Origin of the sequence: Acinetobacter piscicola, assembly GCF_002233755.1 — a bacterium.
GTDB lineage: Bacteria > Pseudomonadota > Gammaproteobacteria > Pseudomonadales > Moraxellaceae > Acinetobacter > Acinetobacter piscicola.
In genome coordinates this window covers 672,403-697,616 of the sequence record NZ_NIFO01000001.1, presented here as the reverse complement: position 1 = coordinate 697,616, position 25,214 = coordinate 672,403, and the positions used below count along the sequence as shown (strand labels likewise).

At 35.9% G+C, this 25,214-nt stretch carries 23 protein-coding genes; 7 read left to right on the top strand and 16 right to left on the bottom strand.

Going from position 1 to position 25,214, the window contains the following annotated elements; all coding sequences use genetic code 11:
- Positions 1-9: 9 nt before the first annotated feature.
- Together mmsB and CDA10_RS08195 are read right to left on the bottom strand one after the other, a co-directional pair.
- The gene (mmsB, locus tag CDA10_RS08200) at positions 10-897 is read right to left on the bottom strand and encodes a 3-hydroxyisobutyrate dehydrogenase (protein WP_171333955.1); all 888 of its coding nucleotides are present in this window, start codon (positions 895-897) and stop codon (positions 10-12) included.
- Positions 898-971: 74 nt separating this feature from the next.
- On the bottom strand, positions 972-2,309 hold the full coding sequence (locus CDA10_RS08195; protein ID WP_089605111.1) for an MFS transporter: 1,338 nt from the start codon (positions 2,307-2,309) through the stop codon (positions 972-974).
- A gap of 459 nt (positions 2,310-2,768) precedes the next feature.
- Here CDA10_RS08195 and CDA10_RS08190 point away from each other — a divergent pair, with 459 nt between their 5' ends.
- Entirely contained in the window at positions 2,769-3,338 is a 570-nt protein-coding gene (locus tag CDA10_RS08190; protein ID WP_089605110.1) for a LuxR C-terminal-related transcriptional regulator, read from the top strand.
- Between the two features lie 41 nt (positions 3,339-3,379).
- On the opposite strand, the gene CDA10_RS08185 is transcribed toward CDA10_RS08190, so the two are convergent.
- Positions 3,380-3,988: a histidine phosphatase family protein gene (locus CDA10_RS08185; protein ID WP_089605109.1), complete on the bottom strand. Its 609-nt coding sequence runs from the start codon at positions 3,986-3,988 to the stop codon at positions 3,380-3,382.
- A gap of 267 nt (positions 3,989-4,255) precedes the next feature.
- Between CDA10_RS08185 and CDA10_RS08180 the strand changes: the two genes are divergently transcribed.
- Entirely contained in the window at positions 4,256-5,200 is a 945-nt protein-coding gene (locus tag CDA10_RS08180) for an alpha/beta fold hydrolase (RefSeq protein ID WP_089605108.1), read from the top strand.
- Between the two features lie 493 nt (positions 5,201-5,693).
- On the opposite strand, the gene cysK is transcribed toward CDA10_RS08180, so the two are convergent.
- Positions 5,694-6,692: a cysteine synthase A gene (cysK, locus tag CDA10_RS08175; RefSeq protein ID WP_089605107.1), complete on the bottom strand. Its 999-nt coding sequence runs from the start codon at positions 6,690-6,692 to the stop codon at positions 5,694-5,696.
- A gap of 526 nt (positions 6,693-7,218) precedes the next feature.
- Between cysK and plsB the strand changes: the two genes are divergently transcribed.
- Entirely contained in the window at positions 7,219-9,396 is a 2,178-nt protein-coding gene (gene plsB, locus CDA10_RS08170) for a glycerol-3-phosphate 1-O-acyltransferase PlsB (RefSeq protein ID WP_089605106.1), read from the top strand.
- Between the two features lie 66 nt (positions 9,397-9,462).
- Here the strand turns inward: plsB and CDA10_RS08165 are convergent, their stop codons facing one another.
- The 4 genes from CDA10_RS08165 to CDA10_RS08150 form a co-directional block, all read right to left on the bottom strand.
- Positions 9,463-10,140: a class I SAM-dependent methyltransferase gene (locus tag CDA10_RS08165; protein ID WP_089605105.1), complete on the bottom strand. Its 678-nt coding sequence runs from the start codon at positions 10,138-10,140 to the stop codon at positions 9,463-9,465.
- 104 nt (positions 10,141-10,244) lie between these two features.
- Positions 10,245-10,874: a TetR/AcrR family transcriptional regulator gene (locus CDA10_RS08160; RefSeq protein ID WP_167374954.1), complete on the bottom strand. Its 630-nt coding sequence runs from the start codon at positions 10,872-10,874 to the stop codon at positions 10,245-10,247.
- 190 nt (positions 10,875-11,064) lie between these two features.
- Positions 11,065-12,450, bottom strand: a complete 1,386-nt coding sequence (locus CDA10_RS08155) for a sensor histidine kinase (protein ID WP_228704604.1) — start codon at positions 12,448-12,450, stop codon at positions 11,065-11,067.
- A 10-nt stretch (positions 12,451-12,460) separates the two neighbouring features.
- A complete protein-coding gene (locus tag CDA10_RS08150) occupies positions 12,461-13,129 on the bottom strand; it encodes a response regulator (protein WP_089605102.1) in 669 nt (222 codons plus the stop codon).
- 90 nt (positions 13,130-13,219) lie between these two features.
- Between CDA10_RS08150 and dsbD the strand changes: the two genes are divergently transcribed.
- The 3 genes from dsbD to dsbG are packed head-to-tail and all read left to right on the top strand — an operon-like array spanning position 13,220 to position 16,846.
- A complete protein-coding gene (gene dsbD / locus CDA10_RS08145) occupies positions 13,220-15,250 on the top strand; it encodes a protein-disulfide reductase DsbD (protein ID WP_089605101.1) in 2,031 nt (676 codons plus the stop codon).
- Positions 15,247-16,077 (top strand): TlpA disulfide reductase family protein, encoded by an 831-nt coding sequence (locus CDA10_RS08140; protein ID WP_089605100.1) that lies wholly within the window; start codon positions 15,247-15,249, stop codon positions 16,075-16,077. The genes dsbD and CDA10_RS08140 overlap by 4 nt, the downstream gene beginning before the upstream one ends.
- Positions 16,078-16,087: 10 nt before the next feature.
- Positions 16,088-16,846 (top strand): thiol:disulfide interchange protein DsbG, encoded by a 759-nt coding sequence (gene dsbG, locus CDA10_RS08135; protein ID WP_089605099.1) that lies wholly within the window; start codon positions 16,088-16,090, stop codon positions 16,844-16,846.
- Positions 16,847-16,939: 93 nt separating this feature from the next.
- Here the strand turns inward: dsbG and CDA10_RS08130 are convergent, their stop codons facing one another.
- The 3 genes from CDA10_RS08130 to CDA10_RS08120 all read right to left on the bottom strand — a co-directional run bounded on the left by CDA10_RS08130 (position 16,940) and on the right by CDA10_RS08120 (position 18,251).
- The gene (locus CDA10_RS08130; protein ID WP_089605098.1) at positions 16,940-17,128 is read right to left on the bottom strand and encodes a hypothetical protein; all 189 of its coding nucleotides are present in this window, start codon (positions 17,126-17,128) and stop codon (positions 16,940-16,942) included.
- Positions 17,129-17,495: 367 nt separating this feature from the next.
- Positions 17,496-17,864 carry a hypothetical protein gene (locus tag CDA10_RS08125; protein WP_089605097.1) on the bottom strand — a complete coding sequence of 123 codons (369 nt, stop codon included), beginning with the start codon at positions 17,862-17,864 and terminating at the stop codon, positions 17,496-17,498.
- Between the two features lie 48 nt (positions 17,865-17,912).
- Complete coding sequence (locus CDA10_RS08120) at positions 17,913-18,251, bottom strand: immunity protein Imm33 domain-containing protein (protein ID WP_089605190.1); 339 nt, start codon at positions 18,249-18,251, stop codon at positions 17,913-17,915.
- Between the two features lie 195 nt (positions 18,252-18,446).
- On the opposite strand from CDA10_RS08120, the gene CDA10_RS08115 reads away from it, so the two are divergent.
- A complete protein-coding gene (locus CDA10_RS08115) occupies positions 18,447-19,604 on the top strand; it encodes a winged helix-turn-helix domain-containing protein (RefSeq protein ID WP_089605096.1) in 1,158 nt (385 codons plus the stop codon).
- A gap of 151 nt (positions 19,605-19,755) precedes the next feature.
- Here the strand turns inward: CDA10_RS08115 and lpxA are convergent, their stop codons facing one another.
- The 5 genes from lpxA to bamA are packed head-to-tail and all read right to left on the bottom strand — an operon-like array spanning position 19,756 to position 25,211.
- Positions 19,756-20,544, bottom strand: a complete 789-nt coding sequence (gene lpxA, locus CDA10_RS08110; protein WP_089605095.1) for an acyl-ACP--UDP-N-acetylglucosamine O-acyltransferase — start codon at positions 20,542-20,544, stop codon at positions 19,756-19,758.
- Complete coding sequence (fabZ, locus tag CDA10_RS08105) at positions 20,541-21,026, bottom strand: 3-hydroxyacyl-ACP dehydratase FabZ (protein ID WP_010111473.1); 486 nt, start codon at positions 21,024-21,026, stop codon at positions 20,541-20,543. The genes lpxA and fabZ overlap by 4 nt, the downstream gene beginning before the upstream one ends.
- Before the next feature lie 2 nt (positions 21,027-21,028).
- A complete protein-coding gene (gene lpxD / locus CDA10_RS08100) occupies positions 21,029-22,099 on the bottom strand; it encodes a UDP-3-O-(3-hydroxymyristoyl)glucosamine N-acyltransferase (protein WP_089605094.1) in 1,071 nt (356 codons plus the stop codon).
- A 3-nt stretch (positions 22,100-22,102) separates the two neighbouring features.
- The gene (locus CDA10_RS08095; RefSeq protein ID WP_089605093.1) at positions 22,103-22,588 is read right to left on the bottom strand and encodes an OmpH/Skp family outer membrane protein; all 486 of its coding nucleotides are present in this window, start codon (positions 22,586-22,588) and stop codon (positions 22,103-22,105) included.
- Positions 22,589-22,634: 46 nt separating this feature from the next.
- Positions 22,635-25,211: an outer membrane protein assembly factor BamA gene (bamA, locus tag CDA10_RS08090; RefSeq protein WP_089605092.1), complete on the bottom strand. Its 2,577-nt coding sequence runs from the start codon at positions 25,209-25,211 to the stop codon at positions 22,635-22,637.
- Between the last annotated feature and the right edge of the window lie 3 nt (positions 25,212-25,214).

The following is a 25,214-nucleotide window of genomic DNA, read 5'->3' as shown; positions in this document are numbered from 1 at the left end:
TCATTTTCCTTATGAAGTTTGTGAAATTAAATTAAAAATGCTACTAAAATCTGTTTTCCCATGACCATTTTGGCTATGCGAACGATAAATATCTTTTGCGAGTTCACCCATAGTGACAGTCGCACTGACTTCAGAGGCTGCTGTCATAGAAAGCCCTAAATCTTTGAGCATTAAATCGGTCATAAAGCCTGCAACATATCCTTTGCTTGAAGGTACATTTTCTAAAACGTCTGGAACGGGATTGTATTTTTCAACACACCAATTCGCCCCCGAACTGTTTTGAATAATTTCTGAAATAACTTTCGGGTCAAGCCCATGTTGTATTGCTAAATTCAAAGCTTCGCTTGTACCAATCATATTGATGGCCAGCAGCATGTTGTTACACGCTTTTGCAATTTGGCCTGCACCATGTTCGCCTGCATGAAAAATGTTTTTACCCATTTTTTCAAGAACTGGTTTAGCGCTTTCAAACTGCTCATGAGAACCACCCACCATAAAAGTTAATGTCCCTGCTTGCGCTGCCAAAATACCGCCTGAAACGGGTGCATCAACAATATCAACGGCATAAGACTCAGCAGCCAATGCAACTTCACGACTGACGGATGCAGCGATAGAAGAACAATCAATAATTAAGGTCTTAGGCTTTAACTGCTTTAAAATTCCTTCTGAACCTAAAAAGAAGTTTTTCATGCTTTCAGAACTTGGCAGCATGGTGATGATCACATCTGCATTTTCCACAAGTTGTTGTTGATCTTGAGCAACTGTGCCACCGTAACTTTTAAACTGTTCTAAAGCTGCTTGGGACAAATCTGAGCCAGTCACATTAAACTGTGCTTCGAGCAGATTTTTGGCCATAGGAAGTCCCATATTTCCGAGACCAATAAAGGAAATATTCATATCAATACCTGAGGTTAAATGTCGCTAAATTGAATAATGCTTGATTTAAATGTTTGGATTTAAAGAAGTTAGCTTTAAGATTCCCCAACTTCTTTTTGTAGATATTGTTTACTCAACAAAGACTTTTCATCACGCTTCATAAAGAAAGTACAAAAGATTGCAATCACAGCCATACTGCCTATATAAATAGTGATTAAATAAGGACTACCGTGACCGATACTGAGCAATTTAGTTGCGATCAAAGGTGCAATACCACCGCCCAACACACCTGCGAACTGTACTGAGATTGAAATACCGCTATAACGGATTTCCGCAGGGAACTGTCTTGCGAAAAGCTGTGATTGAGGTGCATACATGATTGGGAATACCACACCAATCGCCAATACAATTGCAGTCCAAACCAATACAGGATCTTTGGTATTTAACATGCTAAAGAATGGGTAACAGTAAAGTGCGAGAATAAATAGTCCAAACATGAACATATTACGTTGCCCGACTTTGTCTGATAAATGTCCACATAACGGCGTCATGATCATGATTAAAAATGCACCACAAATCGTTGCAAATAAAATATCAGAGCGTGGAATACCCAATTGTGTCGTGGTATAAGCCAAGGCAAATGTTGAAGCGATATAGAACCATGCATTTTCAGCAGCACGTGCAAGAATAATCGTTATTAATTCACGTGGATGGTTTTTAAATACTTGTAATGCAGGTACTTTAATTTCCTGAGCTTGATCTTTCACTTTTTCAAAATCTGGAGACTCAGGCACTTTTACACGAATATACCAACCGACAGCCAACAGTAAAATACTGGCTAAGAATGGTAATCTCCAGCCCCAACTAAACAATGCTTGTTCAGGCAATAAAGACACTGCTCCCAGTGCCAAAGACGCGAGCATTAAACCGCCACCAGCACTTGCTTGTGGTAAACTGCCCCAAAAACCTTTACCGCCTTCTGGCGCATGTTCAACCGCCATCAAAACAGCACCGCCCCACTCGCCGCCCATGGCCATACCTTGCACAAAACGTAGAATGACTAAAAAGAAGGTTGCCCAATAACCAATACTTTCATACGTAGGCAATAAACCAATAAGAACCGTTGGAATCCCCATCATGACCAAAGTCAGTAACAACATTGACTTACGACCAATTTTATCGCCAAAGTGTCCGAAAATGATGCCACCAAGCGGACGACCAATAAAACCAACTGCATAGGTTGCAAAAGCAGCTAATACACCTGTTAATGGATCAAGATTGGGGAAAAATAATTTGTTGAAAATGAGCGCTGCCGCTGCACCATAAATAAAAAAGTCATACCATTCAATGGTTGTACCCACCATACTGGAAACACCAGCCAGTCGATGTGAAGACTTTCCTTTCTGAGGGTTCGATCCTTGTATCTTATCCATAATACACCTCTTCCATTTTTAGAATTTCAGTCACAGAATCATCTATTTAAAAATCAATCCTAATTTTCAAATATAATAACTTAATGCTCTTTCCTTATTTAGCTAAGTAGACTGACTATAATAAATAAATTATCTTTAAACTTTATCAATAAAGAATAAATACAAATTATCTTTGGTCTTAATTTGTATCATCTACAAAAAACAGTCAATATACTTAATTACTTAAGTAGTTTAATTATTTTATTTTTATTTAATAAACAATAATTTATAACAATTAATCAAAATTCATTAGACTAAAGTAAAATAATTTTATACTTAAGTACTTAATCTTTTAGTTAATCTAAAGTGTATATTTTATATAGATCAAAACCAAAAAATATGAATTTTAAAATATTTTAATACTTGTTATTTTATGCCATTCCATTATATTTATTCTTATATTAAGAATGGATGCTTATTATGGATTATAACCAACTCGCTTTTGAATATTGCCCTGCACCAATCGTTGTACTCAGCTATCGGCACATGGTTGAAATGAATCCAGCTTTTGCCAATTTGTTCGGCTATACACGTGAAGAACTGGTCGATCACTCAATCGTTAAAATATTTCCGAGTATCGAAGACTATGAAAAAGTAGGAAATGATGCTTTGCAGAGTTTACTCAAAAAGCAAAGTCAGTTTTATTCAGACCAACGCTTTATGCAGCATCGCAATGGAGAACTATTTTGGACACATACCCATGGTAGAACCCTAACCCCTGAAGATCCATTTAAATTGATGGTGTGGCATTTTGAGCGCAAAGACCAAGCCCCGACTTCTAAACAAAAGCTCACACAACGTGAGTCTGAAATCACCCAATTGATCGTAAACGGATTTACATGTAAAGAAATTGCACGAAAACTCAATTTATCACATCGCACCGTAGAAGTTCATAAAGCCAATTTAATGAAAAAATTAGAAGTTCGATCTAAAGCCGAGCTGACTTCAAAAATTATTATTCAAAAAAGCATGGGCACGCTCTTTGAATAATTAAAATAAGTGAATGATCATGCATCTTCCAATTTTGAATTTTATTGATTGAAAATAAAATATTCTGTATTTTGAATAGGATGGTGCAACATTTCATATCTAAAATCTGACATCAATGATGCGGATAATGCTCTTTCTTGCTCATTCAACATTTTAAAAAGTTTTAAAAATTGACCATGACTAAAAACCATTAAATTTCTATCCACAAAGTTGGATTGAATAGTGAAAAGATGTTGTTTAAAAGTAATAACCCGTTGATAAAATGCGTGAAAAGACTCAGCATCATTTCCATCTATATAATCCACATCTAAAGCATTCCAATAACGATCTACCCACGGTTTTCTTTCTTCTAATGTCGTATTTTGACAACGTGAATCAGACAAATAAGAAAATTCTTCAATTGAAAGTATTTCAGGCTCGCGCTGATCACGATCAAGAATCGGTTGTGCTGTTTGTTTTGTTCTTATATGTGCTGTTTGTTTTGTTCTTATAAATGATGAAATATACACATGATCTGCATATGGTAATTGAGTGGCAAGTTTTCTTGCTTGTTCATGCCCTTCGATTGTCAGTTCAATACTCGCATGTGATGCAGTCCGCCCATTTACATTGCCGACACTTTCTGCATGACGAATTAAATAAATTGCCATAATAAAACCTTAGCGTTATACAACGTTTAATCATTTGATATTATTGAACCTATTTGATTTTTAAATCAATATCTATCCTGTTCCATCATTTATTGATTTTGGAACCTAAAGAAATATGAACGGCTATCAAATAAATTCTCCACTATTCAAGTAAGCCCCTACAAAACATTAAAACGTGCTAGATTACGCACTTTAAAATTGACAATATATTTTCAATAAAAAATCCTTTCAGTTTCTTGTCTGGGTTTAATATTTGTAGGAATAAAAATGAATAAGAAACGCTTTTATCGCAATATTTTCATTGTGCTCTGCATATTGATGTTTGGCTTAACTGCATGTGCCCAATTTAATACACAAAATACGACTCAGTTTGCGGTTAATCTTGAACGCAAAGTTTCAGGCTTAGAAAAGAAACAAATTGTGTTGAGCACTGGGGAGCAAATAGTCTACCTTGAAGCGGGTGATCCAAAGCATGAAACTATTATTTTATTACATGGTTTTGGTGCAAATAAAGATAACTTTACCCGTTTTGTACGTAAGCTCACTGATAAATATCACGTCATTCTTCCAGATATCGTAGGTTTTGGAGAATCGAGTAGAATTGACAATGCACAATACGATTCAGATACCCAAGCCACTCGACTGCATCAATTCATTACACAATTACATTTACAACAAATTCATCTGGGTGGTAGCTCTATGGGCGGACATATTTCCATCGCATTTGCAGCGAAATATCCCAATCAAGTCAAAAGCTTATTGTTAATTGATTCTGGTGGTTTTTGGAGTGTTCCAAGAATGCCTATTTTTACAAACTTTGGAACGGGAAAAAATCCGCTGATTATTGAAAATGAAGAAGATTATATAAAACTCTATGATGTGGTGATGACGAATCCTCCTTTTGTTCCAAAAATGATGCTGAGAGAATTTGCTCAAGACAGTATCAAAAATGCAACTTTGGAGCGTAAAATTTCAGCTCAACTTGTCGCAGATCCAATTGAGGAACGTGCAAAAACTGTCAAAACTCCAACACTGGTCATTTGGGGTAAAGAAGATAAACTGCTTGATGTAAAAACCACAGCAACAATCAAAACATTGATGCCACAGTCGCAAATCATCATTATGGAAAATACAGGCCATTTACCAATGTTGGAATCACCAAGCAAAGTAGCGAAGAGTTATTTATTATTTTTAGCCAATCTAAAACAATGATTTTGTTGTTTAATGATCAATTAATACGACTCTAAATCTAAATACAACTAGGTTTAACCTGAGTTCGAGATAAGATATATTCCCAACCATATGATACGCAGAAACGTCAGTCGCATTGTTCGAGGCATGAGGAATATATTCCGTAAGATCTGTAATATACTGTTTTTGCAATATATTAGGTAGTTGATAGTATCTGCCGAGTTGGCGACTGACAAATGGTTTTGCCTACTTTTCCCGAAAGCCTTGCGAGGTAATACCTCTCAGGTCGAACCGACGGTTAATCCTTACATCTGACTTTAAACGGTAAGACTCCGCTGTGCCTGATCTATCTTTTCAACAACTTACATCAAAATTTATCCCGAACTGACGTTAGGTTTAAATACTAAAAGACCTATCATCTTCTAAATGTCTAGAAGTTGATAGGTCTGTTATTCATACAGATATTCTAAGCTTTTACTGATCTACACTTTTATTCAGTTAGCCTGTTGTAAGTTTAGTCTGCTGAAATGTCTTCAAACAAGACTGAAGATAAATAACGTTCACCTGCATCTGGAAGTACCACCACAATGGTTTTTCCTGCATTTTCAGGACGCGCAGCCAATTGAGATGCAGCAGCTAAAGCAGCGCCACTAGAAATTCCGACAAAAATACCTTCTTGAATTGCACTTTGACGTGCAAAATCAATTGCTTCTTGATTTCCAATCGCAATCACTTCGTCGACTAAATCCAAATCTAAATTTTTAGGAATGAAGTTTGCGCCAATACCCTGAATTTTATGTGGCCCCGGTGTTAAAGTCTCGCCACGTTTAGTCTGACCAATGATTGGTGAGTCTGCTGGTTCTACAGCAACAGAATAAATAGGTTGATTCTTCACATTTTCAAAGTAACTTGAAATACCTGAAATCGTCCCACCCGTACCCACGCCTGCAACGAGAATATCGACCTTGCCACCTGTAGCCGCCCAGATTTCAGGGCCCGTAGTCGTCTCATGGATTTTAGGATTGGCTGGGTTTTCAAACTGTTGCGGTAAATAATATTTTTCAGGTTGCTCTGTTGCTAAACGAGAAGCCTCATCAACAGCACCTTTCATGCCTTTTGCAGGCTCAGTTAAAATAAGAGTAGCTCCCAATGCTTTCAGCACTTTACGGCGTTCGATACTCATACTTGCAGGCATGGTTAATGTAATATCATAACCTTTTGCTGCTGCCACAAATGCCAATGCGATGCCTGTATTACCACTGGTCGGTTCTACAATGTGCATGCCTTTTTTAAGCAAACCTTTTTCTTCCGCATCTGCGATTAAAGCAGCGCCGATACGGTCTTTAACTGAAAATGCAGGATTACGACTTTCAATTTTCGCTAAAACCGTAGCGCCACCTGTAATCAAACGATTGATTCGTACCAAAGGTGTATTGCCAATTGCCTCTGCATTATTGCTATATACTGCAATACCAAGATTTTCTGTTTTCGGGAAGTTTGGATCTGTCGCCATAGTCTTTCCTTGAATTTTTAAGTAAGTAATATCGATCCTATCATAGCGCTTTTTTGTGAATGTTTGATATTCTCTAAAAATATTTAATCTGAGTTCGGGATAAGATATATTCCCAACTATATGATACGCGGAAACGTCAGTCGCATTGTTCGAGGCCGGGCTACATCTACAATATACTGTTTTTGCAATATATTAGGTACTTGATGGTATCTGTCGAGTTCGCGACTGACAAATGGTTTTGCCTACTTTTCCCGAAAGAAAAGTAGGCCGAACCGAAGGTTAATCCTTACATTTGACTTTAAACGATAAGACTCCGCTGTACCTGATCAATCTTCTCAATAGCTTACATCAGAGTTTATCTCGAACTGACATTATTTAGTTATATACAAAAGTGAAATGTTTATACCTATTAATCATAAACTTAGTTTATTATTCAACTGTTTGACTGATTTGTCATCAAATCTGCTTGCACATCTGTATAAGATTTAAAGCATAATAACCTTATTAAAAATATTTTGAGAATCACATGGCAACAAATGCTTATCAAAAATTTTATCGTCAATTCACCAAAAAAATTCTAGATAAAATTGTTTCCCCACAAATTTTGGGTGATACACAAGCACTTGAAAATACAGTGAATAGTGATACGTCAAATGCTTTTCCGATATGCTATGTTATTCAAGATGATTCAACATCAAACAAAGTATTGATTGATAATGAAACTGAGAAAAGAAATTTAAGCCCTGCATTTGCGCCTTTAACGATAGGCGATTACCAAGAAGATGACTCTTTCTTAACGCTTGAAGCCACTAAATCCAATGCTTCAGCCTATTATCCAGATAAATTAATTCGCTTAGTGGAATATCTGCTTAAACACCCTGAAGCTGATGTTTTATTGGTTCCTGTCACGATTTTATGGGGTCGTGCACCTGAAAACGAAGACAGCTGGTATAAAGCACTGATGGCAGATGCTTGGACAAAACCGACAGGCATTAAGCAAGCAATTAATATCACGTTATATGGTCGTGAAAATTATATCGAATTTCATCAAGCTATTTCTCTCAGAAGTTTAATTAATAGTTCACTTGAAATTGCACCAAACTTTGCACCTGCTCACTTTGTAGTGACAGAGTTAAATAAATCGTTTTATCAATATAAAGAAGCGATTTTAGGGCCAGACATATCAGATCGTCGCAATGTGATTAACAAATTGATGACGAGCGAAGCCATTAAACAAGCCATTCTCACAGAAAGTATTCATAAAAAAATCAGTGTCAATGCTGCGGAAACTTTGGCACGTGGTTATTTAGATGAAATCGTTTCAGATTTTTCATATTCGACTTTACGCTTTGGTGAAATTGCACTGACCAAATTATGGACTCAACTCTATGATGGCATTGAGGTTCATCATTTTGATACTGTTCGTGAGCTTGCTAAAGACTATGAAATCGTTTACACCCCTTGCCATCGTAGCCATATCGACTATTTATTATTGTCCTTTGTGATCTATAAGCGTGGCTTGATGGTGCCACATATTGCAGCAGGAATTAATTTAAATATGCCTGTAGTCGGACAATTGATGCGCGGTGCAGGTGCTTATTTTATTCGCCGTAGTTTTAATGGTAATGCACTTTATACTTCTGTATTTAAAGAATATATTTATAGCTTACTCAGCCGAAATACGCCTTTAGAATATTTTATTGAAGGTGGTCGTTCTCGCACTGGATTATTATTGCCTGCTAAAAAAGGTATGCTGGCCATGACCATTCAGAGTCATTTACGTGGCAATAGTAAACCGATTGTGTTTATTCCAACGTATTTCGGTTATGAAAAACTTATGGAAGGTTCTTCGTATATCAAAGAGTTAGGTGGACAGAAAAAACAAGCTGAATCTCTATTTGGTTTATTAAAATCTATTCAAAAGATTGAAAAAGTTTTTGGTGTTGTGCATGTCAACTTTGGTGAGCCTGTATTTTTAAATGATATTTTAAATAAGAATCAAGCGCCTAAGCATGTTGCATTACAAGATGAACTACCTGAATCTGTAAAAACGTCAATTAATGATGTCGCAAATGAAATCCTTGAAAATATTAACAAAGCAGTGGTAATAAATCCTGTGAGTTTAATTTCTTTGGTTTTATTAAATGCACCGACACATGCACTTTCAGAGCGTGAGGTACTATTGCGCTTAGAACAATTCCGTAATTTACTTCAATATCATCGTTATGATGATCGAATGAAAATTACAGCACTTTCAAACCATGAAATTATTCAATATGCATTGAAACTTAAACAAGTTGAATTTATTGAACATGATAATGAGCGTTGGATCAAAGTTGCAGATACACAAGCTGCGCTTCTAAAATATTTTAGTAATAATATTATCCATACCTTTATTTTGCCTGCTTTGATCGCCAGTATATTGAAGAATCGATCACAGCAAGAGCAGCTCACTATTGAACAAAATCAATTACTTGATCTGATTTTTGAGCATTATGTTCATATTCAAAAACAATTTTATTTAAAATGGGACGGTTCGGAAGTTCAAGCTGAAATTGATCAACTTTTAGAATACTTTGTTGCTGAGCGATTAATCTCTATTGAAAATCAAGCCATTCATATTCATCAATCTGATGAGGCACTCAGTTTACTGACTTCATTCGCACATTTATATGAAATGAATTTGCCGCAAGAAGCTCAATAACTTTCTTAATTGCTAGATTGCAAAACATTAGCACGCTGTAAAAGACTGAAATAAACGTTCAGTCTTTTACACTTTAAACCCAATAAAACCATAATAATTGAGCACTTGAGTAAAAATTTTTGTCTGTTCTAAACCTATTTGATGATAGAGCGCTAATATTTCATGAGCACTGATTAAGTGAAAATCTTGCTTTAAACGTTCAATCATGGTTTGGCTTTGTTTTTCTGAAAGCCCTGTTTTTAAAGCCATACTTTTTAATATTTTTAATTCTTCCTGAATCTCAATTTGAGTTAAATCAACGCTTATACATATCCCTTTTGCTTTTAAACTCGCAACAATCTCTTGAAAAAAAGTAGCTTTATTTTCAATAGGAACAAAATGTAAAACCAATATCGCAAGTGCTGCATCAAACTTTTCATGGCTTGAATTGAGAATCGAAGTGTCACCATGAATAAAATTGACACGATCTGATAATGCGAGTGTTTGAATATGATTTTGTGCCTTTTCAAGCATATTGCGCGCAGGGTCAATTGCAGTAAAAGTCCATGTAGGAAATTGTTCTAATAAATATTGTAACTCATAACCTGTTCCGCAACCGACAATCAAAATATGTGCATGTAGGTTTAAATAAGTTTCTAGTAATGCATGTACTTGTAAATGAATGAGTTCATAGCCCGGAATAAGTTTACGGATATGTTCATCGTACCCATCAACAACCATGAGATTGTTAAAATCTTTCGCCATGCTTTAATCTCTATTTGCACTGCTTATATTGAACTTAAACATGATTATTATCTTTAACAATTTGAATTTATAAAATTTTATTTTACAAACCGTTTGGTACAAGACTAATTTAAATGATGTTTTACTTTAACCGCTTGTAGGCAAAAATCAGCAATTTGTTTAACAAAATACTCTTTATAAGTCTGATCAAACATCTTGGTTTTTGCAATACTTAAAGGCTCAATGACCACAAATGTCATCGCACCGACGATACAAAGTGCTGTAGTATTCAAATCTTCAAAAATAAACTCACCTGAATGTCGTCCTTCCGTGAGTATTTTGATAATACTTTCTTTGATCAACTGCTTACTTTGGAAACGTTCCAATTCGAATGTAGGATCGACAGGTTCAAACAATAAAGAATAGGATAAACGTGGACTATTCATTGCTCTTTTGACAAAAGTGGTTACAGCCCGATGTAATTTCTCTATAGCAGTCTGCTCAGTATGTGCAATATCATTTAAAATACTGACTTCAATATGAATCGCTGCATTTAATACTTCAATCAACACTTGATTCTTATTTTCAAAATAACGATAAACCAAACCACTCGAAATCCCTGCTCGATCTGCAATCGCTTGAATTTGTGCATCTTTGAATCCTCCTTGTGCAACTAACTCACGTGCAGATTTTAAAATCATCTCACGATTTTGCTGCATCTTTTCTTCCATCACTGAGGATCTTTTATAATTCATAACGACGCACAGTTCCTTTTCAAAAATTGAATCTAAAGCACAATTCTACCTTGCTTTTTCTTCAAAGTAATCAAACTTAAAGGTGATCATATTGAATCATCAGTCATCTAACGATCATTCAATCAAATGACTGATGTAAAGTTATTTTTATTTGGATGTATTCATCATGGGTAGTATTTACAATTGTGGATCAATGTGGTTGAAAATTGATAATCACCGTTAAACCCTGTGGTTGACTTTGTTCAAATTTAAGCTGAAAATTTTGTTGTTCTAACAAGATTTGGCTCAAAGCTAAGCCTAAACCATAACCTTGCTGTAAAGAATCCTTACGCCAAAATCTTTTCGTCGCCAAAGCTAATTCTTGTTGATCTAAGCCGATACCAAAATCTTGAATATAAAGCTGTTGTCCTTTTTGAAAAATCTTAATTTTTTGTGGGTTCTGCTGATTCAAATTTTTCGAATGCTTAAAGCTATTCTCAATAATATTTCGCAATACAATCATCATCGCGGTATATGACATATCAATTACAGTAAATGAATCTTCATCTAAATCAATTTGGCTATAAATTTCAGGATAATGCGGTTGTAGCTGGGTCAAAACATCATGCACTAATCTGTTTAAATCGGTTGGTTCAATAGATAAACTCTGTTGATGTTCTGTTTGACTTAAAATTAATAATTGCTCTAATAAATTTTGGTAACGTAGAATACTATTTTCAGCATCTGTAAGAATATGAATAATTTCAGTATTCTGTCCATTTTCTTGCTGTTGTGTAGCAATCATTTTACTCAATTGCACATTGGTTTTGATTGCAGTTAAAGGACTTCTCAACTCATGTGCTGCATAAGCGCTAAAATTCTTTTCATTGTCTAAACTTTCTTTTAAACGTGTAACCAATTCAATCATATTTTCAATAAAGGGTTGAATTTCATTGGGAATACTTTCAACCTTTAGATTGGATAAAAACTCAAGTTCGTGCGTCTCATTTAGTTGATGCTTATTCAATGATTGGGTGACTTTTTCAATCGGCTTAAACTCAGCTTTAACAATCCATAAAATTAAAATAATACAAAGAATCAAAGTCAAAATAAGTGGATATAAAATCGATTGAAGAATTTCAGTAAGCAATGAATTTCTAAGGATAATTTTTTCGGCAGCAACCACTTGTAATTGATCTTTTTTAAGTACAAAACTGCGCCATTCTGTACCATTTTGAATCCATGTGCTGAAACCCTCAGCTCGATTCGCCAATCCATCAGGTGCACCTTTGGTACGTGCCACAACTTGATGATTAATAATGACATCTGAACCAAAATATGTGACTTCGCAAGCGATTAGATTTTGCTGGCTCAACTCTGAGACCATCGGTTTTGCAGACTTGACTAATTGTTCAGCAGGAATTTGACTGAGTAAACGAGCCACCATATGTGCTGAAGCCGACAGACGCTCATCAAGCGTTTCCGTCATTTTCTTTTCTAAATTGAAATACAACCAAGCAAAAGCAACCGCCCATACGAGAATAAAAGCGCAGGTAATGCTCAGAACTAACCGCCATTTCAAACTATAATTTTTCATAATTTAAACATCACACATCTAGCGCAACATGAAACAAATATCCAACACCTCGAACCGTTTGAATAAACTGCGCACCTATTTTCTGCCTTAAGTGGAAAATATGAACGTTTAATGCATTACTTTCAATATTGTCTTGGAAACCATAAACCTTATCGATCAATATTTCATTCTTTAGCACTTGATTTGGATGCATCATAAAAATTTCGAGCAATGTGTATTCCCGCCTAGATAAATTCAACACTTGATCTTGCAAAAACACCTGCTGAGTTGCCCTGTCTATTTTTAAATTTCCTTGTTGAATCTGATTCGATGCAAACCCACGATGACGCCTTGCCAATGCGTGAATTCTGGCAATAAGTTCTGATAATTCAAAAGGTTTAGTAAGATAGTCATCTGCACCATAATTCAATGCATCGACACACTGCTGGGTTTTATTACGTGCCGTTAAAACTAAAACAGGTACTGGAATATGTTGATCACGCCAATTTTTAAGTAACACCAATCCATCTTGATCAGGTAAACCCAAATCTAAAAGACATAAATCCACCGCAGTATTTTTAACAAAATAATCTGCATCTTTGGCTGTGGTCACATGCTCAACTGAAAAATTCAGATGTTGTAGAGACAGACAAATACTTTTTGCAATATACGGATCATCTTCTACCAGTAAAATAAACATGCACACTCCCCAAACACTCAGTACACTATTCTACAAAGAAAAACTCAGATTAATGTTCTCTTAATCTGAAATTATGGATAATGACTTTAAATGAAACCAAGATTGGGAATTATGAAGCTGCAAAAATTGTTCAATGCGTTGAGCATTTCTGTATTGGCTTTTAATACAGTGAATACGGTTGCTTTAGCGAATGCCGATTTTTTACCACCAGATCAAGCCTTTCAGCTGTCTGCCGAATCAATTACTGCGAATAAAGCACAACTCAAATGGAAGATTGCACCTCATTATTATCTTTACCATGATCAATTTAAAGTCAGTGTAAATAACAAAAATATTGCGCTCAGCCTACCCAAAGGTCATATAAAAGATGATCCAACTTTCGGTAAAACGGAAGTTCATTATGACCAAGTCACTAGCCAAATTCAGGTTAAACCCAATTCAAACTATTTAGTCATGTATCAAGGCTGCTCAGCGGATGGCCTATGCTATCCCTTACAACGCAAAACTATCCGTACCGATGCAGACGGACTCTTTCCACAAAGTAATACTGCAACTAAAAATTTACTTAATAACAGCGCAGACTCATTACTTAAACCATCCACAGATACAACAGCACAAAACACGTTGAATAAACAAAATTCCGATAGTGCAACGGATTTAGCCGTTAATCAACAGCAGAAAATTTTAACTGAAAATAAAGCCAAAAATTTAGAAAATTCTGCAACAAGTTCAAGCAGCGAAGCCATTGCAAATGAGTCTACAGACTCAAGCACTGTCATTACAAATACCATTCAAACTGATGCCAAAGCTGTTGAAGATAGTAAAACTAACAATACAACGTCATTACAATGGAATGATGATCAATCTTTCTTTAAGCTACTATCTAAAGATTCATTAATTTTAAATTTATTCATCTTTTTCGGTCTAGGCATTTTACTTGCGTTCTTGCCCTGCTCATTGCCTCTTATTCCCATCCTTTCGGGCATCATTATTCAGCGTGCCAAAGGCTATAAAGCAGTTGTGATCGCACTGAGTTTTGTTGTCAGTATGGCTGTTGTCTATGCGATTATGGGAATTGTGGTTGCTGAAATTGGTTATAGTTTTCAACGTTGGTTTCAAAGTCCTTGGATTGTTTCACTATTTGCTATTCTCTTTGTGGTTTTAGCACTCAACCTATTTGGCTTATACCAACTTAATCTACCTCAAGCACTGAGTCAAAAGCTCAACAATCTACAAAATAATCAAAAAGCAGGTACGATTTTTGGTGCTATTGCGATGGGTGCATTATCAGCACTGATCGTAGGCCCATGTATGAGTGCGCCATTGGCGGGTGCGTTATTATTTGTTTCACAATCGAAAAGTGCATTTCTAGGCGGTTTATATTTATTTATCCTTGGTTTAGGTATTGGTTTACCACTCTTTATAGCCAGTGTTTTTGGTTCAAAATTACTGCCAAAACCCGGTAAATGGATGGATCGAATTAAAGTGAGTTTCGGTTTTGTCATGCTCATGGTTGCTTTATATTTTATCCGACCAATGCTGGCTTCTACATTGTATTACGCGATCTTCGCAATCTTATGTATTGCCCTCGCAATCTATCTGCTCAATGCATTACGTGACAGTGAGAAAGTGGTTAATAAGAGTATTTTAATCCTCATTGCATTGCTTAGCCTTGCTGCCAGTGTTTGGAATATCCAGCAAAGCTATTCTGCATATCAAATTCAGCATAGCCAAACAGAGCACCTCGCATGGCAAAAAGTCACCACTGCGAATGAGCTTGAAAGTGCCTTAAACTCAGCAAAACAATTGGCTAAACCCATCATTATCGATGTTTATGCAGACTGGTGTGTAGCATGTCAACCAATTGAAAAAGAAGTCTTTCCTCGTGTAGACGTACAAGATGCATTAAAGGATTTCACTTTAATTCAGTTGGATTTAACCACTTATAATGAATCACAAGACCTCATTCTCAAACAACATGAAATTTTAGGCCCTCCAACCATGTTATTTTTAAATGAAAATGGCCAAGAAGTTCGTGAATTACGTTTTACAGGTACATTCACTGCCACACAATTGATTCAACAAGTGGCGAAACTCCATCAACAAACAACTGTGCCATGATTAGCGCACAAGCCATACATTTAGGCCCAATCATGCTACCGTGGGGATTAATCATCCTCACCGTTGCAATTGCGGTTGCCTTACTACTTGGAAAATATATTCGTCATCGCTTTACAATCAACAGCATGCAATGGGTTATCTTTAAAGACAGTATTTGGACTGCAATTTTAATTGGCTTAGTCTGTGCACGTATTGGATTTGTTATCTTAAATTTGGATATTTATCTGCAACATCTAATTGAAATTATAAAAATTCAGGACAAAGGCTTTGATCTTTTTTCAGGAATAGTCAGCGCTTTTTTATGGATATTTTGGAAAAATCATCAGCTTAAAAAATTATTTTTGGTTATTTTATTGAGTATTTTTACTACGATTTCACTTTCAGGCACCTATATTCATAAGCAAACGATTTTGCAATACCAACAATTCCCAAAAGTCAGTCTTCGTAATTTACAACAACAAAAGGTTGGACTGGTTCAATTCACCGGTAAACCAACCGTGATTAATCTTTGGGCAAGCTGGTGCCCACCATGTCGCCGTGAAATGCCTGTATTGAATCAAGCTCAAAGAACTTATCCAAATGTCCAGTTTGTTTTCATCAATCAATCTGAAGATGCAGCAACAGTCCAAGCTTATTTGCAACAACATGCATTAAATTTAAATTGGGTTTTACTGGATGCCAATAGTATTACAGCACAAAAAACTGGAATGTATGGATTACCCAGTACATTATTTTTCAATGCTCAAGGTCAACTTGTTGAATCACATATGGGAGAAATCACCCATGCAGCATTGGATCATTATCTTCAAAAAATGATATCACACTAGGAATAATCAAATGAAGCCATTGAAAACTTTAGGCCTTTTTACCATTGGAATACTGGCAAATCATGTTGCATTTGCAGCAGAAGTGGATTTGATAAAAAATAAGTTAGAAAAACAAGGTTATACATTTGTTAAACAAATTGATGCACCCGAAGGGTTAATCGGCTGGACAGGTTTTAAAGATGAATATCCTTCGACTGTTTTTATTTCAAAAGATCAGAAATACTATTTGGTTGGCGACTTATTTAATCAGTCTGGGCAAAACTTAACAGAACAAGCGATTAATACCCATGTAAAAGGTGCTGTACTTAATGAAATTTGGAAAAGTCTTGAAAAATCAACATGGATTCAAGATGGAAAAACTGATGCTGAGAAAATTATCTATGTTTTCAATGACCCTAATTGTTCTTATTGCCATACTTTTTGGAAACAAGCACGTCCTTATGTAGACTCAGGTAAAGTTCAATTACGTCATATTCTGGTGGGTATCATCAGACCATCGAGTAAGCGTGAGGCTTCAATTATTTTGGATAACCCAAACCCTGCTGAATTTTTTAAGCAATACAATCTCTCTAATGGAAAATCTAAGCTTAAAGAGACACCGCCGATGGTTCTTTCTAAAGATTTGTCAGATAAATTGGATTTCAATGCAGAATTGATGAATAAATATGGTTTCTATGCAACACCTGCACTGATTTGGAAAGACAGCAAAGGAGAAATTCAAAGTCAGCAAGGTGTACCAAAGGATTTAAATAAACTGCTCGCGGAATAAAACTTCAAAATTTGAAAACTTAAACACAATGAAGATGGATTCGTCTGTCTTCACCCTCCTAAATTTTTTGGCAATAGCATGAAACTTAAAGCGTTACATGCCATCTAATAAATTCCCTAAGAAACCTACGATCACCTCACCGACAGCGGCAATATCAATGTCTGGTGTCCAATCTGAAGTATGCTTTTGATTTTGCTCTTCTTGACCCAGTTCTTCTTGACTATGCTCTGTAGCCACATCTTGCTGTAGATTTTCAGTATCGCTAATGTTTTGAGAATTCATACGATCTCTTTTATTTTAAATGAATCACTCTAACTAACACATTTTGGATACAGCACAAGTCATTTATGAAATGTCAGCAGATTCTAGAAAGTTGGCAATAATAATGGCTAAAAATCATACCAAACTTTTTATTTGAAAGCTGTTCTGTTATAGCAATCTAAATCATTAAAAAACCCGCTAAAAAGCGGGCTTGGGGTTTGATCAAATTAGAATTGATCATTAAAACAAACCACATATTCAGACCAGGGAAAATCAAATAATATAGTATTGCTTCATGTTGCTATTATTTATAGTTATTTGATTTTCATCTTGTCATTCTGCGCCAGTTTTATGTCATTTTACGACATAGAATGTGAAATATATCACATTATTTTGCTTTAGATGAACAAAATACCGAACTGGTCATTCCAGATGCTTCAAGACTCTGCTTTTGACGCTCTAAAAAGTTATTTGCTATCACAAACATCATATTCGCTGTATCAAGTTGAATATTTTCTTTTGAAATCATGGATATGTTCTGATAAGCCTCTAAACGTGAACAAAAAGCCTCTTTCTGTTGCTTAGCATCTGTAACTGAATCTGGTTCATCTAAAATCAGTTTGGTAGCATTGACTTGATCTGTATATTCTTGGATTTTTCTATTATATTCATCTTGTGTCAATTTCTGTGTCATTTGATCAGCAAAACTTTGTGCAGATACAAATATCACCAATATTCCCAACAGCATTTTTTTCATATTGATTTCACACCACAAGTTTGAATATTTGTATTAACACGTCATTGATTACAGAATATCGGCTTTCCAAACATCTTCGTAATCATCAGCATCAATCATAAATCTAAAACCTTCTTCCAAAGACAAATACGGAATTGCGTCTGGAAAAATATCTTCAAGTTCTTTTACAGTAATCACTTCAAAGAAATCATTACCTTCTTCCAATTCACCACCATAAATAAACCACGATACATTTTCAGCATCAGGCTTTTTGCGTATTCCAACGATTGGCTCTTTATTTAAGGTATGTTTAGCAATTGCCACTAAATCGGTTTCATTCACTTTAATATATTTAGAATCAAACTCTTCACAGACTAATTTCTGCTCTTCTACAAAATCTTGCAACATACATATTCCCAATCTTTTGGATTTTATGCGATTGTAAGCTGACAACTTTAGAATCACAATCAATTCAACAAAGAAACTTTGACGAATCGATTTATTTTGATACACTTGATTTTGTTTCATATTCAAAAAATATATCAACACCTCTAAGTCTTTTTAATCGATCTATAAATCTTAATTTTTAGTATAGAGTTACCTATGATTGAGTCACTAAGACGTTTAGCTTTACAACACCAAGGCTTAATGACACCGTCTTCCTTTGGAAGTGGCTTGTCTGCAACCCATCAAGCTATAGAACACTTAGGTTATGTGCAAATCGATACAATCTCTGTCATTGAGCGCGCGCACCATCATATTTTATGGAGTCGTGTTGCAGATTATGACCAAAACCATCTCAATCTTTTAGTTCAACAAAAACAAATTTTTGAATATTGGTATCACGCAGCTTCTTATTTACCTATCCAAGATTATCGCTTTGCACTTCTTCGTATGGAAAAAGTACGTGATGGAAAACATCGGTATTTTAACAGTGGTGATCAACGTCTGATGAATGAAATCCTCATTCGAGCAAAGGCTGAAGGAAAAATCCGGCTACGAGACATTGATAAAGAAAATAAAAAGAATACAGGCGGTTGGTGGAATAGTAGCCTCGCCCGTCGTTCAGTTGATCAGCTCTTTATGCAAGGCGATTTAATGATCAGCGAACGCATAGGCATGGAAAAAGTCTATAGCCTTACAGAATCATGCCTACCTGATAGACTAGATCTACGTAAGCCTTCATTGGACGAATATGCTTTATATTTATTGAATACGACACTTAGAGCACATGGTGTATTTACTTTAAAACAATTACTACATTTGAAAACGGGAAAGGATATTCGTGAAGCGATGCAAAAAGCTTTAAACCAGTATCTTGAAGAAGGCTTGATTACAAATCTAACGAATATAGATGGGCAAAATTACTATGTGAACAGCACTTCATTAAACCAAACACTAGTTCCTGTAGCTAAAGTGAAAATCTTGTCACCTTTTGATAATCTTGTGATTCATCGAGATCGTTTAAACTCCCTATTCAAATTTGATTATAAAATCGAATGTTATGTGACTGAACCTAAACGTATTTATGGATATTTTTGCCTACCAATTTTATATGGCGACCAACTGGTTGGACGTATAGATTGCAAAGCGCATCGTACTAAAAAGGTCTTTGAAATTTTAAGCTTACATTTAGAAAATAACATTGTAGATCAAAGGCATTTCTTCGAACTATTAAAAACTGAAATACAAAAATTTTCTGAGTTTAATCAATGCCCAATACTGCATGAGAATACACTCACTATCTTAAATAAGTCATAAAAAAAACCGACTGCTTTCAGTCGGTTTTAATATTAAATACAGAATACCCAGTATTTGAGCGTAATCTATAAACTTGTACAGCTTACATTTTCATAAATTTCTTTACTAAAATTTATGATCAATACCTGAGCTTGCTTATTCAATAACAGAATTAACGAACAATTCCACGTTTAGATTCCAATATCGAATCAATCAGCAATTGCGCTTCTTCAACTTCTGGAAGAATATCCTGACGGATTTTTTCAATCGCTTGTTCAGTCGTCAAACTCTCTTTATAGATCAATTTAAATGATTCTCTTAAGCCCTGAATCACCTTCTTAGACCAGCCTTTACGACGCATACCTTCAACATTCATACCATACGCATGTGCAGGATTTCCAGACACCATCACATAAGCAGGAACATCTTTAAGAATCAGTGAAGCGCCACCAATCATGCTGTATGAGTCAATTTTGCAGAATTGATGAATTCCTGAGTTACCACCCACGATGACAAAATCACCGATATGCACATGGCCCGCAATACCAACATTATTTGCAAAAATATTGTTATCGCCAATGATACAGTCGTGCGCAATGTGTGTGTTCACCATAAGCAGGTTATTGCTTCCCACTTTAGTCAGTCCTTGGTCTTGAACTGTGCCACGATGCAAACTGCAATGTTCACGAATTTTATTATTGTCACCGACTTCTAACCAAGTTTCTTCACCTTGATATTTCAAGTCTTGACAAATTTCACCAACACTGGCGAATTGAAAAATTTCGTTGTTTTGTCCAATACGTGTATAACCACCAATCACAACATGAGAATGGAGCCTGGTGCCTGCTCCAATAGTCACTTGTGGCCCAATAACTGAGTATGGACCAATTTGAACATCTGATGCTATTACTGCCGATGCGTCAATAATAGCGGTTGGGTGTATTAGATCGTTATTGCTCATGCCTGCTCTAATTTCTGATGAGAAATGATAATTTCAGCGGTTGCTGCCACCATGCCGTCAACGCTAGCAGTACATAAATACTTGTAAATGCCACGTTTTTGCATGAGTAATTCAGATTTTAGCACGAGTTGGTCACCAGGAACGACTTGTTTTTTAAAACGTACCTTTTCAGCGCCTGCAAATAAAAACAAAGAACCCGGTCTAGGCTTTTCATTATTCATAATAAACCCTAATACACCTGAAACTTGTGCCATCGCTTCAACGATCAAAACACCAGGCATAATAGGATAACCAGGGAAATGCCCCTGCATAAACTCTTCATTAATTGAAACGTTTTTGTACCCGACAATTCCATTCTCTGTAACTTCTGTTACACGATCAACCAGCAAAAATGGATAACGATGTGGTAAATACTCACGAATCGTTTGAGTTTGCATAGGTAATTCAGGAACCGTAAAAGGTAGAGATGTAGACTCAGTCATAATTATTTACGCGATTTTAAAGTTGATTCAATGGACTCAATTTGAGTCTGCATATGATCCATTTGTTTTACCAATTTGGTCAATGGCACATCTGCTAATTGTCTTAAGCGAACAACTGTTCTTTTCCAATGATTTGTTTCAAATTGTCCCGTACCTGAAGAATACGAACCTGCTTCAGAAATATTTTTTGTGACTATTGACATTCCTGTAATCGTTACATTATCTGTAATTTTAATATGTCCGACAATACCTACAGCACCAGCAAGGATACAGTTTTTGCCAATGATCGTGCTACCCGCAATTCCACACTTGGCAGCAATCGCTGTATTTTCACCAATCTGTACATTGTGTGCGATTTGCACAAGGTTATCAATAATGACACCGTCTGAAATAATTGTATCATCCAAAGCACCACGATCGACGCTACAATTTGACCCAATACGTGCATCATTGCCAATACGAACCGAACCTAATTGAGCGATTCGATTCCACTTACCTTGATAAGGCGCAAATCCAAAACCTTCACCACCAATCACTGTATTGGCATGAATACGGACTCGATCACCAATCTTTGTTTGACCGGTCAACGTTACATGTGAATCAATAAAGCAATCTTTACCAATTTCTACATCGTCATCAATTTTGACATGTGATTGAATAATCGTATTTGCACCAATGACACAATCATCACCGATGACTACATAATGACCAATATAGGCATCATCTGCGATAATTGCAGATGACGAAATTTGCGCTGTGCTTTCAATACCGCGTTTGCTGACTTTAATTTCAAACTTGTGGGTTAAAATAGCAAAGGCAAGATAGGGATTGGCAACGACGATAAAATTTTGATGATTATTTAACTGTTCTTTTATTTCAGCTGTAACAATCAAAGCGCCTGCTTTAGAGTTTTGTGCAGCACTCAAATGTTTATCGCCATTCACAAAAGCGATTTGATTGGCCTGCGCTTGTTCTAAACTTGCTAGACCATTAAGAGCAAGATCGGATTGACCAATTAGCTCACCTTGAACAAGTTGAGCTAATTCATCGAGATGGAAATAGTTTGATCTCATTGATTATTTAATTGCATTAACCTTTTGGATCATTTTAGCAGTTATATCGTTCTTTGCGTCATATGCAAGTGCTGAATTTTTATTCAAAATATAATCTAAACCACCTTCTTGACGCAATTGTTCAGCAGCTTGCTTCACACGAGTCTCAAACGCGGCATTGGTACTTTGAATTGTACTTTGAACTTTAGCCTGTACGCCTTGCTGAATAGTTTGAAATTCATTCACTTTCGCTTGATATTGGGCATTGATTTGCTGAACATTTGCACCTTGAGCTTGCGCTTTTTGTTTTAACGCTTCGATATCTTTCGTGATTTGCTCAAGTTTTGCAGTTTGCGGCTTAACAGATTGTTCTAGGCTCGCATTTTGTTGCTTTAAATAAGTACTGCTTTCTACAACTTTTTCTAAATCAACCACACCAAAACCTGCTGCTTGGGTTAATTCAGCAAGACCAAGACCTAAGCTCAATACAACCATCTTCATTGTTTTCATATTTGTTCCTTAATTATGCTGTTATTAAATCCAAGAAGGATCGTACTTAGAAAGTACGACCGATCTCAAATTGAATTTCTTTGGTTTGATCACCTGGTTTATCATTCAATGGGAATGCATAGCTTAATGAAAGTGGACCAATCATGGTAATCCATGTAAAGCCAACACCCACGCTATAACGCATATTACTCAAATCAAAATCGTAGTTATCTTTACAGTATTGCTTCGCATCTACAGGTGTGGTTGAACCATTTAAGTAAAGTGGACCAGTTGCTGTACCACAATCAGTATCAAAGACTTGCGCACCTTCTGCAAATAATACTGGGCGAATTTGACGAGCCCAATCACCTTTAAATGGAACAGGTAATGCCAATTCTGTACCGAACTGAATCAATGCATTACCACCGACTTCTTCAGGATCATAATCTTTGGTCTGTGTTGCATTATATGTCACACCTGGATATTTTGGTCCAAGTGTACTGTTATCATAACCACGGACTGAACCAAAACCACCTGCATAGAAGTTCTTATAGAATGGCAGATCATTACCATAACCCAACTTACCATAACCTCGTAATACGAAATCACGACCTAATGAGAAATAGGTTTGCGCATCATAAGTCACTTTTTGGTATTCAACATCACTGCCCGGCAATGCAATTTCTGCATTTACACGATGTGAAGTTCCATTGGTTGGGAAAATTGGGCGATTTAACGTGTTATAAGACCAACCTAAATTTAAGTTATACGTTAAGAACTTACCTTCAAATGCATTATCATAAGTACCCAGTGGAATATCGGTATTTTTATCTCCGTCCACACATTTATTCGCTAATGCATAATCATCAGGTAATGTTGTAGGAGGTGTCTTTCCCAATGCCTTATCAATTGTTTCTTGTGACTTATAAACACCTGGACAATAATCTGTACTAGATTTTGCTTTACCACCATGCTTTAACAAATAATCACGTACATAAGTCGAAACATAAGCACCTGTGGTGACTTTAGTTTGGTCAATATTAAAACCTGCACTAATGTTTTGGTTCTCATCAATTGGATAACCAAAAGTCAAACCACCACCAATACTGTCTGTTACATAGTTATTTACGTTATAGTCATCATTTAACTTAGTTTTACGATAGTACAAGTTATAACCACGACTGACACCATCAATAGTGAAATACGGGTCTGTAACACTTAGGTTATAATAATCTTGCGTTTCAGAACGTGATAAATCGATTGCTACACGATTACCAGTCCCCAAGAAGTTAGTTTGGCTTAAACCTGCTTGGAATGTAATACCACCATTTTGCGAATAACCCACTGCCAAAGTACTGGTCCCTGAATGTTGTTCTTCAACTTCAACATTCAAATCCATTTGGTCAGGTGCATTTGGCACACGAATAGGTTTAACATCAACTTTACTAAAGAAACCAGTACGTTCTAAACGCACTTTCGACAAATCGATTTTCTCATTACTTGCTAAAGCACCTTCCATTTGGCGCATTTCACGACGTAATACTTCGTCTGCGGTCTTGGTATTTCCAGTAAAGTTAATACGACGAACCGTAACTTGTTGTCCCGGATTAATATAATAATTTAAGTCAACTGTATGCGTTTCATTGTTAATTTCAGGAACTACATTTACTTCTGTGTAGTAATAGCCTGCATTACCATACTTGCGTAGTAACAGTTGCTTCACCGCATTCACTTTTTCTTGTGAATAGGTTGTACCATCTTTATAAATTTGCAGTGCTTTAAGTTCATCAGGCTTATAAAGCGCATCACCTAAAAACTTAGATTCGCCAAATTTAAACTGATCACCTTCTTTTACAGAAACTTCAATAAAGATATGTTTTTTATCTTCACTGATATTCAAATTTGAGCTGTTTACATCAAAATTGATATAACCTTTGTTCAAATACAAAGCACGTAATGACTCTAAGCTTGCTGCCATTTTTTCACGTGCATAACGATCATTACGAGAAATGATCGACAACCAACCACTTTCTTTTACTGCAAAAGCTTGTTTAATATCATCATCATTAAAAACAGTGTTCCCAATCACATTGATATCAAAGACTTTAGCAGGCTTACCTTCATCAAAATGAATATCTAAATCTACACGGTTATTTGGTCGTGCAACTTGTTCAACACTAATATTTGCATCATAACGGCCTTGTTGAGCATATTGTTGCTCTAACTCAGTTTCTAAAGTCTGTAATGCAGATTTCTTTAAGACTTCACCTTCAGCCAAGCCCATCTTTTTCAAGCCTTCTTCCAATGCTTCTTTTGGAATAAGCTTGTTGCCCTTAAAGTTTATTTTAGAAATAACTGGACGTTCAACCACTTTAAAAACTAAGACATTGTCTTGATTTGACGCTTGAATATCATCAAATGAGTTTGAAGCGTACAAAGCACGGATTGAATCAGCAATCGCAGCATCATTGACACGTTGACCACTGGTTATGGGTAAAAGTGCAACAACATTATTTTGTGTTAAACGAACTAAGCCATCTACACGGATATCTCGTGCAATAAACTCATCTGCAGCTTGTACTTGTTGTACAGCCGCCATAGCACTAACCAGTGCCAATGGCATAAATAAATGTGATTGCTGCATGCC